Annotated in this window: 3 protein-coding genes; all 3 read left to right on the top strand. The window is 76.1% G+C overall.

Annotation, left to right across the window (positions count from 1 at the left end; translation table 11 throughout):
- Window positions 1–143: 143 nt before the first annotated feature.
- Genes WME89_RS37960 through WME89_RS37950 form a run of 3 tightly spaced genes read left to right on the top strand, consistent with a single transcriptional unit; the run spans window position 144 to window position 16,296 of the window.
- A complete protein-coding gene (locus WME89_RS37960; protein ID WP_438004488.1) occupies window positions 144–7,307 on the top strand; it encodes an acyltransferase domain-containing protein in 7,164 nt (2,387 codons plus the stop codon).
- The gene (locus WME89_RS37955; RefSeq protein ID WP_438004487.1) at window positions 7,304–13,027 is read left to right on the top strand and encodes a type I polyketide synthase; all 5,724 of its coding nucleotides are present in this window, start codon (window positions 7,304–7,306) and stop codon (window positions 13,025–13,027) included. The genes WME89_RS37960 and WME89_RS37955 overlap by 4 nt, the downstream gene beginning before the upstream one ends.
- On the top strand, window positions 13,024–16,296 hold the full coding sequence (locus WME89_RS37950; protein ID WP_438004486.1) for a type I polyketide synthase: 3,273 nt from the start codon (window positions 13,024–13,026) through the stop codon (window positions 16,294–16,296). The genes WME89_RS37955 and WME89_RS37950 overlap by 4 nt, the downstream gene beginning before the upstream one ends.
- The last annotated feature ends 28 nt before the right edge of the window (window positions 16,297–16,324 follow it).

Here is a 16,324-nt window from a genome sequence, read left to right as displayed (position 1 = left end):
CGGGGGCGGCCATTGCGTGGCGCTGAGGGGGTAGCACCGTCCCGGGGATAGCGTCTGCCTTGCTCGCGCCTGGCTTTGCAGTCCGTTCCGAGCGTCTTGCGCCGAACAGTCATCCACTTGCTGCCCGAAACCGAGGCATCCACATGCAAGTACAAATTGTGGCCCGCACAACGGAGCTCATCCGGGATTGGCTCGTCGATCGCATTGCGACGACGCGGGGCGTCGACCCGCGGGTCGTGAATGCTAACGAACAATTCAGTCGTTATGGAATCGACTCGCAGGGCGCTGCTGTCCTTATCGACGAGCTCTCGCGGATGGTCGGCCGCCCTCTATCACCCCTCCTGATCTGGGAGCACTCGACCCCGGACGCCCTGGCGCGCCATCTCGCCGCGCCAGCGGGCGCGTCGCCCGCGGCCCCGCGCTTGCCGCCGGCGATCGCCGCGGCAGACGAGGCAGCGCCGATTGCGATCGTCGGCGTGGCCTGCCGCTTCCCCGGGGCCCCGAGCCCCGCCGCCTTCTGGCGGCTGCTCCGCGAGGGGGTGGACGCGATCGCGGAGGCGCCGCGGTCGCGGTGGGATCCGGACGCGCTCTTCGACGCCGACATCTCGACGCCAGGCAAGATGAATACCCGCTCCGGCGGGTTCCTGGACCAGATCGACCAGTTCGATCCGCAGTTCTTCGGGATCTCCCCGAGAGAGGCAGTCCACATGGACCCCCAGCAAAGGCTCATGCTCGAGCTGTCCTGGGAGGCGCTGGAGGACGCGGGGCTCGCCGCCGGGGAGCTCAAGGGAAGCCGGACCGGCGTGTTCTTCGGGGTGGCCTGGATGGACTATGGAATGCTGGTCCACCGCGCCGGGCCCGAGGCCCTGACCCAGCATTCGGCGATCGGCTTCCACCACAGCATCGTGGCCAACCGCGTCTCGTACGCGCTCGGCCTGGAGGGGCCGAGCCTCTCGGTGGACACGGCGTGCTCCGCCTCGCTCGTGGCGGTCCACCTCGCGTGCGAGAGCCTCCGTCGCGGTGAATCGACGCTCGCGCTCGCCGGCGGCGTGAACCTGAACATCATCCCGGAGAGCACGATCGGGGTGGCCAAGTTCGGCGCGCTGTCGCCGGGGGAGCGGTGCTTCACCTTCGACGCGCGCGCGAGCGGGTACGTCCGGGGGGAGGGAGGCGGCGTGATCGCGCTCAAGCCCCTCGCGCAGGCCATTCGCGACGGGGACCCCATCTACTGCGTCATCCGCGGCAGCGCGGTCAACAACGATGGAGCCAGCAACGGCCTGACCGCGCCCAACCCCGCCGCCCAGGAGGCGCTGTTGCGGGCGGCCTACGCGCGCGCCGGCGTCGATCCGGCCGCGGTCCATTACGTGGAGGCGCACGGGACAGGGACCCTGCTCGGCGATCCCATCGAGGCCAGGGCGCTCGGCGCGGTGCTCGGCGCGGGCCGTCCGGCGGAGAGGCCGCTCCTCCTCGGATCGGTGAAGACCAACATCGGTCACCTAGAGTCCGCGGCGGGCGTGGCCGGGCTCATCAAGGTGGCGCTCTGTCTCAAGCACCGGGAGCTGCCGCCGAGCCTCCATTTCGAGACGCCGAACCCTCATATTCCGTTCGACGATCTCCGCCTCGCGGTGCAGCGCGCGCTCGGCGCCTGGCCCGAGCCGCACAGGCCTGCACTCGCGGGGGTCAGCTCGTTCGGCATCGGCGGGACGAACTGCCATGTCGTGCTCGAGGCGCCGTGGCCCTCCCGGGCGGAGCTGCTCCCCCTCTCTGCCGGGAGCCCCGGCGCCCTGCGCGCGCTCGCCGGGGAGGTCCTCGACGACCTCGCGGCGTCTGGAGACCTCGCGCCCCTCTCGAGGATGTGCCGTGAGGCGGCGGCGCGCTCGAGCGACGAGCCGCACCGGCTCGCGGCGGCGGCGCGCTCGCCTGGCGAGCTCCGGGGGCTGCTCGAAGGGTACCTCGCGGGCGAGCTGAGGCCGGGGCTGTCGGTGGGCCATGCGCGGCCTGATCAGCGCCCGAGGCCGGTCTTCGTGTTCCCCGGCCAGGGCTCGCAGTGGGCCGGGATGGGCCGATCGCTCCTCCACCGCGAGCCCGTGTTCCGGGCGGTCGTGGAGCGGTGCGACGCGATCATCCAGGAGCACCTGGGCTGGTCGCTGCTCGCGCTCCTCTCGGCGGGCCAGGGCGGGGCGTGGCTCGACGCGATCGACGTGTCCGTGCCCGCCATCGTCTCCGTCGAGGTCGCGCTCGCGGCGCTGTGGCGCTCGTGGGGCGTCGAGCCCGCCGCCGTGGTGGGGCACAGCGTCGGGGAGTGCGCGGCGGCGCACGTCGCCGGCGTGCTGAGCCTCGAGGACGCCATCCTGGTGACCTGCGAGCAGAGCCGGCTGATCGCGCGGCTCCGCGGCCGCGGCGCCATGGGGCTCGTGGCCCTGTCGTGGGAGGACGCCGGACGGGCGCTCTCCGGCCACGAGGGGCGCCTGTGCCGCGCGGTGCGCGAGAGCCCGGCGTCGACGGTCCTGGCAGGGGACCCGGAGGCGCTCTCCGAGCTCCTCGCGGCGCTCTCCCGGCAGGGCGTCTTCTGCCGCCGCGTGCACATCGAGGTCGCCCCGCACACGGCGCAGATCGACGCCCTTCGGGAGGAGCTCTTCCAATGCCTGCGCGGGGTGAGGCCCGGCCCGGCGTCGGTGCCGATCGCCTCCGGCGTGACCGGCTCGCTCCTCGACGGCGCGCGGTTCGACGCCGAGCACTGGGTGCGGAACCTCGCCGAGCCGGTGTTCTTCGCCGACGCGGTGTCGCAGCTGGTGCGGGAAGGATACGCGACCTTCCTCGAGGTCAGCCCCGCCCCGATGGCGAGCCGCGCGATCCAGGCGTGCGCCGAGCATGCGGGCCGGGACGCGATCGTCCTGCCTGCCCTCCGCCGGGGCGAGGACGAGCGCGCCGTGCTGCTCGAGTCGCTCGGGGCGCTCCACGCCGCCGGCCAGCCGGTGCGCTGGGAAGCGCTCCACCCGGCCGGACCGGTGCGCTGGGAAGCGCTCGACCCGGCCGGAGAGGAGCCGCCGCAGCTCGTGCCGCTGTCGGCGCACCGGCCCGAGGCGCTGGCGGCGCTGGCGGAGGCGTGCCGAGACCTCGTCCGCCAGACGCCGGCGGAGGAGGGCCCGAGCCTCCGCGATCTCGCCTACACCGCGGGCGTCCGGCGCAGCCACCACGACTGCCGCGCGTCGGTCGTGGCCCGATCGCGAGAGGAGCTCGCCGAGCTGCTCGACGCCTTCCTGCGAGGCGAGCCGCGCGAGGGCGTCGCCCGCGGCGAGCGGAGCCCGGGGAGGCGGCCGAAGATCGCCTTCGTCTTCCCGGGCCAGGGCTCGCAGTGGGTCGGGATGGGGCGCGCGCTCGCGGAGGCCGAGCCGGTCTTCCGGGCGACGCTCGCGGCGTGGGACGAGGCGATCCGGCGCGAGCTCGGCTGGTCGCTCCTCGAGGAGCTCGGCGCCGACGAGGGGCGCTCGCGGCTGCACCGGATCGACGTCGTGCAGCCCGCGCTGGTCGCGGTGGAGGTGGCCCTCGCGGCGCTGTGGCGCTCGTGGGGGGTCGAGCCCGACGCGGTGGTGGGCCACAGCATGGGCGAGGTCGCGGCGGCGCACGTCGCGGGGGCCCTCTCGCTGGAGGACGCGGCGCGCGTCATCTGCCGCCGCAGCCGGCTCCTCGGGCAGCTGAGCGCGGGCGGCGCCATGGCGCTCGTCGAGCTGCCGCTCGCCGAGGCGGCCCGCGCCCTCCGCGGCCACGAGGATCGCGCCTCGGTGGCGGCGAGCAACAGCCCGAGGTCCACGGTGCTGTCCGGAGACCGAGGCGCGCTGGAGGACATCGTGGCCGGGCTCGAGCGGCGCGGCGTCTTCTGGCGCTGGATCAAGGTGGACGTGGCCTCGCACAGCCAGCACGTGGAGCCTCTGCTCGACGCGCTCCGGGAGGCGCTGGCGGACGTGGCGCCGGCCGCCGCGCTGGTGCCGATCGTCTCGACGGTGACGGGGGAGCTCGGCCAGGGCCCCGAGCTCACCGCGGCCTACTGGGCCCGCAACCTGCGGGATCCCGTGCTGTTCTCGCCGGCGGTGTCGCGCCTCGCCAGGGACGGCCACGCGCTGTTCCTGGAGATGAGCCCGCACCCGATCCTCGTGCCGGCGATCGAGGAGGGGCTGCGCGACGGGGGGCACGAGGGCGTGGCCCTCGGCTCATTGCGCCGCGGCCACGAGGAGCGGCGGACGATCCTCGCGGCGCTCGGGGCCGTGTACGCGCACGGCCACCCGGCGGACTTCAGGCGGCTGTTCCCTGACGGCGGCCGCGTGGTCCGGCTGCCGAGCTACCCGTGGCAGCGCGAGCGGTACTGGATCGACGACAGCGCGCCTCGGGCCCCGGCCCGCGCCGCGGCGACGCGCGGCGCGGAGCTCGGGCACCCGCTCCTCGGCCGCCGCCTCACCTCGTCGATGCAGCCGGAGACCCATTTCTGGGAGCAGGAGATCGGCGTCGATCGGCTGCCCTACCTGGCGGATCACCGCCTTCAGCAGGACGTCGTGCTGCCGGGAGCCGCCTTCGTGGAGATGGCCCTGTCGGCGGCAGCCGAGCTGCGCGGCGCCGCCGAGGTGGCGATCGAGGCGGTCGTGTTCGAGCGGATGCTCGTGCTGCCGCCGGAGGGCGGGCGGAGAGCCCAGCTCGTCGTCACGGAGGACGGCGCCGGGGAGGCGGCGTTCGCCGTGTCGAGCCTCGAGGGCGGAGCCTGGGCCCGGCACGCGGCCGGGAGGCTGCGGTGGCGCGAGGGGCCCGCGGGCGCGGCGCCGAGCGGCGAGCCGCCGCGGGCGATCCAGGCGCGGTGCTCGCGCGCGATCATCGGCGGGGCGGAGCACTACGAGCGCCTCGGCGCGGCGGGGCTGTCGTTCGGCGAGAGCTTCCGGGGCGTGGAGCAGCTCTGGATCGGCGAGGGGGAGGTGCTCGGGCGCGTGCGCATGCCGGGAGCGCTGGGCGAGGAGGCGGCCGCCTACCGCGTGCACCCCGCGCTGCTCGACGCGTGCTTTCAGGTCGCGGCAGGGCTGCTCGACCTCGCCGCGGCGCCGGAAGGCGGCGCCGTGACGGTGCTGGTCGCGCTGGAGCGCCTGCGCGTCCTCCAGCAGGAGCCGGGAGCGGCGCTCTGGGCGCACGGCCGGCTGCGCTCCGGAGAGGGCGGCGAGGCCGGCGAGGTCACGCTGGATCTGCGCCTGCTCGACGACGCGGGGCAGGTCGTGGCGGACGCCGAGGGGCTGCGCCTCCGGCGGCTCTCCCCGCGCGCGCCGGCGCAGCGCCGCGCCGCCGACGCGTGGCTCTACGGCGTCGCCTGGCGGCCGAAGGACCACGCGCCCGAGGCGCTGCGCGCGCTGCCGCCCGGCGCCTGGGTGCTGCTCAGCGACCGCGGGGGGACGGCCGACGCGCTCGCGTCCCTGCTGCGCGAGCGAGGCCAGCGGTGCGTGCGGATCGTGGCGGGCGACCGGTACGCGCGCCTCGGGCCGGACCTTTACTCCGCCGACCCGTCGGATCCCGGCGCGATCCACGCGGCGCTCCGCGAGGCCTTCGCCGGCCAGCCCTCACCGCGCGGCGCGCTGCACCTGTGGAGCCTCGACGCCGCGGCGCAGGAGACGACGGCGGAGGCGATCGCCGCGGATCAGGCGCTCGGCGCGCCGAGCGCGCTGCGCCTCGCGCAGGCGCTGGTGCACATGGGGTGGCGCGACACGCCGAAGCTCTGGCTGGTGACGCGCGGAGCCCAGGCGGTGGGCGCGGGCTCCGCGGCCGTGTCGGTGACGCAGGCGCCGCTGTGGGGGCTCGGCCGGACGCTGGCGGTCGAGCAGCCGGAGCTCGGGTGCGCGCGCGTCGATCTGCGGCCAGACGGCGGGGGCGCGGACGTGGGCGCGGACGTGATGGAGGAAGCGCTCGCGCTGCTGCGAGAGCTCGAGTCGACGGACGGCGAGGGCGATGTCGCGCTCCGCCCGAGCGGTCGCCACGTGGCGCGCCTCTCGCGCGCCGCGCCGGAGCTGCTCGCGGGCGGGTGCGCGCGCCTCGACGGCGAGGGCTCGTACCTGATCGCCGGAGGCCTCGGAGACGTCGCGATCTCGGTGGCCGCCTGGATGGTCGCGCAAGGGGCCCGCCACCTCGCGCTCGTCGCCGAGGACGACACCCTCACGCCGGCCTGGGCCAGCGCCAGGGAGGCGCTCGAGGAGGCGGGCGCCGCGGTGCGGGTCCTGCGCGCCGACGTGGCGCGGCCCGACGACGTGGCCAGGGTGCTGGCGGAGCTCGATCGGAGCGCGCCCCCGCTCCGGGGGATCCTCCTCGCGCCCGAGGCGCTCGAGGACGGAGGCGCGCTGGAGATCGACGCGGCGCGCCTCCGCGACGGGCTGGTCCGGAGGGCGCTGGGCGCGTGGAACCTGCACGCCATGACGACGCGCGCGCGAGGGCTTGACCTCTTCGTCCTGTACGCGTCCGGCGCGTCGCTGATCGGCTATCCCCGACAGGCGGCCGACGCGGCGGCGAGCGCGTTCCTCGGCGCGCTCGCCCAGCACCGGCGCGCGAGCGGCCTCCCGGCGCTGAGCATCCACTGGGGCGATCTCGCGGCGCGCGGTCCGGACGCGGAGCAGCAGCGCCCGGCGGCGCGGCCGTCGCACCGGGGGATCGGCAGCTTCACGCCCGCGCAGGGCGCGGAGGTGCTGGAGCGGGTGCTCGCCGCCGATCTGGCCCAGATCGGGGCGATCGACCTGAACTTGCGCCAGTGGGTCGAGTTCTATCCCAGCGCGGCGGGCGCGCCGCTCTTGTCGGAGCTGCTGCGCGAGGACCGCGGCCCCGAGGCGGCGGCGCCGACGCCGTCGCGCTTGAAGGCGGCGCTGGAGGGCGCTCGGCCCGAGCGCCGCGCGGCCGTCGTGGAGCAGCACGTGCGCGAGGAGCTCGGCAAGAGCCTGCGCCAGGACGCGTCCCGCATCCCGCGGCTCGCGCCGTTCAGGAGCCTCGGCCTCGACTCGCTGATGGCCATCGAGCTCCGGAACCGGCTGGAGTCGAGCACGGGGCTCAAGCTGTCGGCCGCGCTGCTGTTCACCTACGGCGACGTCGCGTCCCTCGGCGACCACCTGCTGCGCGAGCTCGGGCCCGCGCCGGGCCCGGGAGAGGCGGCGCGGCGCGTACCCGAGGGCGGAGGCGCCGCCGCGCCGCCCGATCCGCTGTCGGGCCTCGAGGAAGAGATCGCGGGCATGTCGGACGACAGGGCCGAGGAGCTGCTGCTCCAGAGCATCCTGTCCGTCGCGGGAGGGCCGGTCGGATGAGCAGCGAACCTCTGCCTGTCGTCAAGCAGGCGCTCCTCACCATCAAGAAGCTGCAGGCGAAGCTCGACGCCGAGGCGCGCGCGAGGACCGAGCCCATCGCGATCATCGGGATGGCGTGCCGCTTCCCCGGCGCCGCGACCCCGGAGGCGTTCTGGGAGCTGCTCGAGCAGAAGCGCGACGCGGTGACCGAGGTCCCGGCGGCGCGGTGGCCCCTCGAAGCGCCGGAGCTCGGCGACGGCGGGGCCGAGCAGCGCGCCGCGCGCTGGGGCGCGTTCGTGAAGGACGTGGACCTCTTCGACGCGCGCTTCTTCGGGATCACGCCGCGCGAGGCGAAGAGCATGGACCCGCAGCAGCGCCTGCTGCTCGAGGTGACCTGGGAGGCGCTGGAGCGCGCGGGGCAGCCGCCGGAGCGGCTCGCGGGGACGCGGGCCGGGGTGTTCGTGGGCGTCGTGATGACGGACTACGACCGGGTCTGCGCGGCAGGGGACGCGGCGCTGGACATGTACGCCATCACTGGCACCGGGCACTGCTTCCCGGCCGGGCGGCTGTCCTACGTCCTCGGGCTGCAGGGCCCGAGCATGGCCGTGGACACGGCGTGCTCGTCGTCGCTCGTCGCGATCCACCTCGCCTGCCAGAGCCTGCGCGCCGGGGAGAGCTCGCTCGCCGTGGCGGGAGGCGTCAACCTCATGCTCGCGCCGTGGCTGACGCAGGCGCTCGCCGCGTCGCAGGCGCTCTCCGTCGACGGGCGCTGCAAGACGTTCGACGCCCAGGCGAACGGCTTCGTGCGCGGCGAGGGCTGCGGGATGCTCGTGCTGAAGCGGCTCTCGGACGCGCTCGCCGACGGCGACCCCGTGCTCGCGCTGATCCGCGGCTCGGCCGTGAACCAGGACGGCCGCTCCACGGGCCTGACGGCGCCGAGCGTCCTCGCGCAGAAGGCCCTCCTGCGGCAGGCGCTGGAGAGCGCCGGCGTCTCCGCCGCGGACCTCGGGTACATCGAGGCGCACGGGACCGGGACGCCGCTCGGCGATCCGGTCGAGATGGAGGCGCTGTCCGACGTGATCGGCGGGCCGCGCGAGGACGGCTCCACCTGCGTCCTCGGGGCGGTGAAGACGAACATCGGGCACCTCGAGGCGGCCGCCGGGGTCGCGGGCGTCATCAAGGCGGTGCTCGCGCTGCAGCGCGAAGCGATCCCGGCGAACCTGCACTTCAAGGCGCTCAACCCACGGATATCGCTGGACAAAACGCCGTTCGTCATCCCGACCGAGCCCGTCCCGTGGCGGCCGGGGGCGCGGCGCCGGCTGGCGGGGGTGAGCTCGTTCGGGATGAGCGGAACCAACGCCCACGCCGTGCTGGAGGAGGCGCCGCGCCCGCCGGCAGACGCGGCCGCGGGCGACGCGGCCGCGGGCGACGAGGCGGACGCGCCCGCGGTCGTCGTCCCGCTGTCCGCGCGCAGCCCGGGGGCGCTCCTGGCGCTGGCGCGGTCGTACCGGGACTTCCTGGCCGACGGGGCGCTGTCGCTCCGGGACGTCGCCTACACCGCGGCGGTCCGGCGCGGGCACCACGAGCACCGCCTCGCGGCGGTGGCGCGCTCGCGCGAGGAGCTGCGCGAGCTGCTCGACGCGGCCGCGGGCGGCGGGGAGCGCCCGGGGCTCGCGCGCGGCCAGGCGAGCGCGGAGCAGCGGCCGAAGGTGGTGTTCGTGTTCCCGGGCCAGGGGTCGCAGTGGCTGGGCATGGGGCGCGATCTGCTCGCGAGCGAGCCGGTGTTCCGCGAGGCGATCGAGGCGTGCGACGCGGCGATCCGGCGGGAGGCCGGGTGGTCGCTCCTCGACGAGCTGGGCGCCGACGAGGGCCGCTCGCGGCTCGGGCAGATCGACGTCGTCCAGCCGGCGCTGTTCGCGATGGAGGTCGCGCTCGCGGCGCTGTGGCGGTCGTGGGGCGTGGAGCCCGACGCGGTGGTCGGCCACAGCATGGGCGAGGTGGCGGCCGCGCACGTCGCCGGGGCGCTGAGCCTGGACGACGCGGCGCGGGTCATCTGCCGCCGGAGCAGGCTGCTGCGCCGGCTGAGCGGGCGCGGGGCGATGGCGGTCGTGGAGCTGCCGCTGGAGCAGGCCGAGGCGGCGATCGCCGGCCACCGGGACAGGCTGTCGGTCGCGGCGAGCAACAGCCCGCGATCCACGGTGCTGGCCGGCGCGCCGGAGGCGCTGGAGGAGGTGCTCGCGGCGCTCTCGGGGCAGGGCGTCTTCTGCCGGCAGATCAAGGTGGACGTCGCGTCGCACAGCCCGCAGGTGGAGCCGCTCCGCGGCGAGCTCCTCGAGGCGCTCCGCGAGATCGCGCCGGGGCCGCCCCGCGTGGCGATGCGATCGACGGTGACCGGCGGCTGGTGCGACGACGAGGCGCTCGACGCCGGTTACTGGGCGCGGAACCTGCGGGAGCCCGTGCTGTTCTGCCAGGCGGTGGAGGAGCTGCTCGAGGGCGGCCGCGCGACCTTCGTGGAGATGAGCCCGCACCCGGTGCTGCTCCCCGCCGTCGAGGAGGCGCTGCGCCATGGCGACCACGGCGGGGCGGCGGTGCCGTCGCTGCGCCGGGATCAGGGGTCGCGGCGCGTGCTGCTGGAGTCGCTCGCGACGCTCTACGCGCGCGGCTACCCGGTGCCGTGGGCGCGCCTGTTCCCCGCGCGGGCCCGCTGCGTCCCGCTGCCGACCTACCCCTTCGAGCGCGAGCGGCACTGGATCGACGCCGGCGCGCGGCCGCCCGGCGCGCCCCGGAGGCCGCGACAGGCGCGCGGCGAGGCGGCGGCGCACCCGCTCCTCGGCGCGTCGTTCTCGGTCGCCACCCAGCCCGGCGCGCGCTTCTGGGAGCGGGACCTGAGCCCCGACGAGGCGCTGGCCTACCTGGCGGACCACCGGGTCGAGGGCGAGATCGTCCTGCCCGGCGCGGCCTACCTCGAGATGGCGCTCGCCGCGGCCGCGGAGGTCCACGGCGAAGGGGCGCACGCGGTCGAGGACGTGACGTTCGAGCGCATGCTGGCGTTCCCGGAGGCGGGGGCGCGGGCGGTCCACGTCGCGCTCGTCGAGGACGGCGCGGGCCGCGCCTCGTTCCAGGTGTTCACGCGGGACGACGAGGGCGGCGGCTGGACGCGCCACGCCGCCGGCAGCGTGCTCGCGCCGCCGCCCGGCGGCGCCGGGCCGGCGGCGCCGCCGCGCGAGGAGGCGGGCGACATCGGTGACATCCGGGCGCGCTGCCCGGCGGCCGTGTCGGCCGCGGAGCACTACGAGCGGATGAGCGCGATCTCGATCCAGTACGGCGCGAGCTTCCAGGGCCTGGAGCAGCTCTGGCTCGGCGAGCGCGAGGCGCTCGGCCGGGTGCGCGCGCCGGACGGCGTGGCGTCGTCCGCGTACCGGCTCCACCCCGCCCTGCTGGACGCCTGCTTCCAGGTGCTGGCGCGGCTGCTCCTCGCCGAGGATGCGCGGCGAGCCGGCGACGGCGCGCTGGTCCCGGTGGGGGTCGAGCTCGTGCGGGTCCACCGGCGCCCCACCCGGACGGCGTGGGTGCACGCGTGCCTGCGCCCGCGCGAGGCCGGGGAGGCCGGGCCGCCCGCGGGGGATCTCCGGATCCTCCAGGACGACGGGCAGGTCGTCGCCGAGGTCCTGGGGCTGCGCGCGCAGCGGCTCGCTGCCGGCGCGCTCGCCGGGCGCCATCCCGCGGAGGAGTGGCTGATCGCGCTCGACTGGCGCCGGGCCGGCGATCTCCAGGGAGCGCCGGCGACGGCGGCCGCGCCGTCCGCGGGCGCCTGGGTGATCTTCATGGATCGCGGCGGCGCGGGGGCGGCCCTGGCGTCGCTGCTGGAGGGGCGAGGGGAGGCGTGCGTGCGGGTCGTCGCGGGCGCGCGCTACCGCCGCGTCGAGCCGGCGCTCTTCGAGGTGGATTCGGCCGATCCCGAGGGCTACCGCGCGCTGCTCCACGACGCGCTCGGGGGCGACGCGGCGTGCCGCGGGGTGGTGCACCTCTTCAGCCTGGACGCGACCGCGGCGGACGCCACGACCGCGGCGACGCTCGAGGCGGATCAGCGCCTGGGGAGCCTGAGCGCGCTCTACCTGGCGCAGGCGGTCGTCCAGCGCCGGTGGCGCGACCCGCCGCCGGCGTGGCTCGTCACGCGCGGGGCGCAGCCCGCGGGGGCCGGGGGCTCGCCGCTGTCCGTGGCGCAGGCGCCGCTCTGGGGGCTCGGGCGCACCCTCGCCATGGAGCACCCGGAGCTCGGCTGCACGCGCGTGGATCTCGACCCGGCCTGGGCCGCCGACGAGGCCGCGCGCGCCCTGCTCGGCGCGATCTCCGCGGGCGACGCAGAGGACCAGATCGCGCTGCGCGCGGACGGGCGGTACGTGGCGCGCCTCGCGAGGAGCTCCTTCGCCGCGTGCGCGGCCGCGGCGCAGCGCGGGGCCGGCGGGGCGCCGGCTCGGCCGGGCGTGCGCGCGGACGGCACGTACCTGATCGTCGGCGGGCTCGGGGGCCTCGGGCTCGGCCTGGCCGAGTGGCTGATCGCGCAGGGCGCCCGCCACGTCGCGCTCGTCGGCCGGAGCGGCGCGCCGGAGGCGGCGCGGGCGGCGATCGACGCCATGCAGGCGAACGGGGCCCGGGTGCTGGCGCTCCGCGGCGACGTGTCGCGGCCCGACGACGTGGCCAGGGTGCTCGCCGAGATCGACGCGCAGATGCCGCCGCTGCGCGGGGTCGTGCACGCGGCCATGGTGCTCGAGGACGCCACGACGCTCTCGCTCGACGCGGAGCGCTTCCGGCGGGTGATGGCGCCCAAGGTGCAGGGCGCGTGGAACCTGCACGAGGCGACGCGCGGCCGCGGGCTGGACCTCTTCGTGATGTACTCGTCCGCCGCCTCGCTGCTCGGGCCTTCGGGGCAGGGCAGCTACGCCGCGGCCAACGCGTTCCTCGACGCGCTCGCGCACCACCGCCGCGCGCTCGGCCTCCCGGCGCTGTCCATCAACTGGGGCATGTTCTCCGAGGCTGGCGGCGTCGCGGCGCGGGGGCTCGGGGACCGCCTCACGCACCGCGGCGTCGGCGGCTTCACGCCGGCGCAGGGGCTCGAGGCGCTGGGACGGCTGCTCGAGGGGGCGCCGGCGCAGATCGCGGTGCTCCGGCTGGATCTGCGCCAGTGGCTGGAGTTCTACCCGAGCGCAGCGGGCGCTCCCTTCCTGTCGGAGCTGCGGCAGGCGGAGCGGAGCAGGGCGCGCGAGACGCCTGATGCGGGCCGCGCGCTGCGCTTCCGCGAGGCGCTGATCGAGGCGGAGCCCGCGGAGCGCACGCGGCTCCTCGAAGGGCACCTCAAGGAGGAGCTCGGGCGCGTCATCCACCTCGGCCCATCCATGGTCGACGCGGCGGCGACGTTCCGCAGCCTGGGCGTCGACTCGCTCATGGGCCTCGAGCTGCGCAACCGCCTCGAGGCGAGCCTCGGGATCAGGCTCTCGGTCGCGCTGCTGTTCACCTACCCGACGGTGGCGTCGCTGGCGCAGCACCTGATCGACAGGATGGACCTGCCGGCGCCGGACGCGCCGCCCGCGCCGGCAGCGTCGCCGATGGCGTCGAGCGCGGCGCAGGACGGCGCCGCGCCTCCGGCGCAGCTCAGCCGGGAGGAGATCCTCGCGTTCATCGATGAATCACTGAACCGCGTGAACAACGGCCAGGACGAGATCCTGGGGAGCGAGAGACGATGAACACCTCCGCCATATCCGAAGACGATTACCTCTCACGCCTGCTCAAGGCGGCGACCGCCATGAAGGAGCTCGAGGCCAAGCTCCGCGCGTACGAGCGCGAGAAGGCCGAGCCGATCGCGATCATCGGCATGGGCTGCCGCTTCCCCGGCGGCGCGGACGATCCGGAGCGCTACTTCCGCCTGCTCGAGGCGGGCGTCGACGCCGTGTCCGAGGCGCCGCCCGGGCGCTTCGCGCTCGATCCGCCCGGGTACGACGTCCTGCCCTGGGGCGCTTTCCTGAAGGAAGTCGACAGGTTCGACGCGCAGTTCTTCGGGATCTCGCCGCGCGAGGCCGTGAAGATGGATCCGCAGCAGCGCCTGCTCCTCGAGGTGGCCTGGGAGGCGCTGGAGCACGCCGGCATCGCCGCCGATCGGCTGGCGGGGACGCGCACCGGCGTCTTCGTCGGCATCACCACGAACGACTACCAGCTGCTCAGCGCCGCGGGGGCGCCGGAGGAGCAGGACGCGTACGCCGCGACGGGCAACGGCCACTGCTTCCCGGCCGGGCGGCTGTCCTACTCGCTCGGGCTCGAGGGGCCGAGCCTCGCGGTGGACACGGCGTGCTCGTCGTCGCTCGTCGCGGTCCACCTCGCCTGCCAGAGCCTGCGCGCCGGGGAGAGCACGCTCGCGCTGGCCGGCGGGGTCAACCTCATCCTGTCGCAGCTCATCACGCGGCTCATCGAGCAGCTCCAGGCGCTCTCGCCGGACGGGCGCTGCAAGACGTTCGACGCGCGCGCGAACGGCTTCGTCCGCGGCGAGGGGTGCGGCGTCGTGGTGCTCAAGCGCCTGTCCGACGCGCTCTCGGACGGCGACCGCGTCCTCGCGCTGATCCGCGGATCGGCGGTCAACCAGGACGGCCGCTCCTCCGGGCTCACCGCGCCGAACCTCCTCGCGCAGCAGGCGATGCTCCGGCAGGCGCTGCAGAGCGCCCGCGTCTCGCCCGCGGACGTCGGGTACGTCGAGACCCACGGGACCGGGACCTCGCTGGGCGATCCCATCGAGGTGGAGGCGCTCGCCGGCGTGCTCGGGCAGCCCCGGGAGGACGGCTCGGTGTGCGCGCTCGGCGCGGTCAAGTCGAACATCGGGCACCTGGAGGCCGCGGCCGGGGTGGCGGGGCTGATCAAGGCGGTGCTCGCGATGGAGCACGGGGTCATCCCGGCCAACCAGCACTACCGGACGCTGAACCCGAGGATCGATCTCGCCGGGACCCCGTTCGTCATCCCCACGCAGAGCCTGCCCTGGGCGGCGGGGGGCAAGCCCCGCATCGCCGGCGTGAGCTCGTTCGGGCTGAGCGGCACCAACGCGCACGTCGTCCTGCAGGAGGCGCCCGTGCAGGCCACGGCCGCCGTCGCAGGCGAGCGGCGATCCGCCGTCGTGGTGCCGCTCTCGGCCCGCAGCCCGGGCGCGCTCGTCGCGCTGGCGCAGGCGTACCACCGCCACCTGACCGAGGCGCCGCGCGACGGCGCGGCGAGCGTGCACGACATCGCCGCCACGGCGGCCGTCCGGCGGAGCCACCACGAGCACCGCGCGGCGGTCGTGGCCCGCTCCACGGAGGAGCTGGCCGACGCGCTCGCGGCGCTCGCCTCCGGCGCGTCGCGCCCCGGGATCGCGAAGGGCCGGGCCAGCCCGGCGTCGCGGACCCGGCTCGCGTTCGTGTTCTCGGGGCAGGGATCGCAGTGGGTGGGCATGGGGCGCGCGCTCCTCGCGACCGAGCCCGTCTTCCGGGCGGCGCTCGAGGCGGTCGACGCGGTCGTGAAGCAGCACGCCCCGTTCTCGCTCGTGAACGAGCTCGCCGCGCCGGAGGCGAGCGCGCGCCTCGACGAGACCGAGGTGGCCCAGCCGGCGATCCTGGGCATCCAGGTCGCGCTGTCGGCGCTCCTCGGCTCGTGGGGCATCGCGCCCGACGCGGTGATCGGGCACAGCGTCGGCGAGATCGCCGCCGCGTACGTGGCCGGCGTGCTGAGCCTGGAGGAGGCGGCCCGGCTCGCGGTGATCCGCGGGCGGATCATGCAGCGCGCGACCGGCGGCGGGAAGATGGCCTCCGTGTCGCTGAGCGCCGCGGACGCGGCCCGCGCGCTCGAGGGGGTCGAGGACCGGCTCTGCGTCGCCGCGATCAACGATCCCGGCTCGGTGGTGCTGTCGGGCGAGGCGCCAGCGCTCGCGGAGCTCGTGGAGCGCCTCGGGCAGCAGGGCGTGGCGTGCCGCTCGCTGAACGTCGACTACGCGTTCCACTCGCCGCAGATGACGCCGCTCGCGGGCGAGCTCATCGCGGCGCTCGGCCCGATCGAGCGGCGGCGCGCGTCGCTGCCGATGTACAGCACCGTGACCGGAGCGCGGGTGTCCGGCGGGGAGCTCGACGCGGTGTACTGGGCGAGGAACATGCGGGAGCCGGTGCAGCTCGCCCGCGCCGTCGAGGCCGCGATCGCCGAGCAGCACCGCGCCTTCCTGGAGGTGGCGCCGCAGCCGGTGCTCGCCACCTACCTGGAGCGGTGCCTCGCCGCGTCGGCGATCGAGGGGCACGCCATCCCGACGCTGCGCCGGGGGAAGGACGAGCTCCGGTGCCTGATGCAGTCGGTCGGGGCGCTGTACGCCTGCGGCGCCGCCGTGGACTTCCAGCGGCTCTATCCGGAGGGGCGCTTCGTCGCGCTGCCGACGTATCCCTGGCAGCGGCAGCGGTACTGGCTCAGCCCGTCGCCCGAGCCGCGGGCGCCGCGCCGCGAGGTCGCGCCGGCCCCTCCGCGCCCGAGCGCGCTGCTCCTCGACGGCGTCCCGATGGCGCGCGACGGCGTCGCCGCGGCGGCCAAGGTCATCGCCGCGACGGCCAGGCTCATCGCGGCGGCGGGCGACGGCGCGGCGCTGGAGGACGCGGGCGCGGCGCTGGAGGGCGCCGCCGCGGCGGAGCGCGCGCCCGAGACGCCGACGCCGTGGGTCGAGCGGCTGCTGGCGCTCCCCGCCGAGGCGCGGACGGCGGCGGTCGAGGCCGCCGTGCGGGCCGACGTGGCGGCGGTCCTGCTGCTGCCGGACGCGAGCGACATCCCCACGGATCTCCCGCTGCGCGAGCTCGGGATGGACTCGCTCATGGCGGTGGATCTGCGCCACGAGCTGTCCGCGCGCACCGGCCAGCCGGTGCCGTCGACGCTGGCCTACGAGTATCCGACGGTCGAGCTCCTCACGCGCTACCTGCTCGAGCACCTGCCGCCGGCGGAGCGCGCGGTCGAAGGGCGTCCGTGACGGGCGCGCGGGCGCGGAGCGCCCGCGG

This window comes from Sorangium sp. So ce321 (genome assembly GCF_051530195.1).
Classification (GTDB): Bacteria; Myxococcota_A; Polyangia; order Polyangiales; family Polyangiaceae; genus Sorangium.
This window is presented reverse-complemented; position numbering and strand designations above follow the sequence as displayed.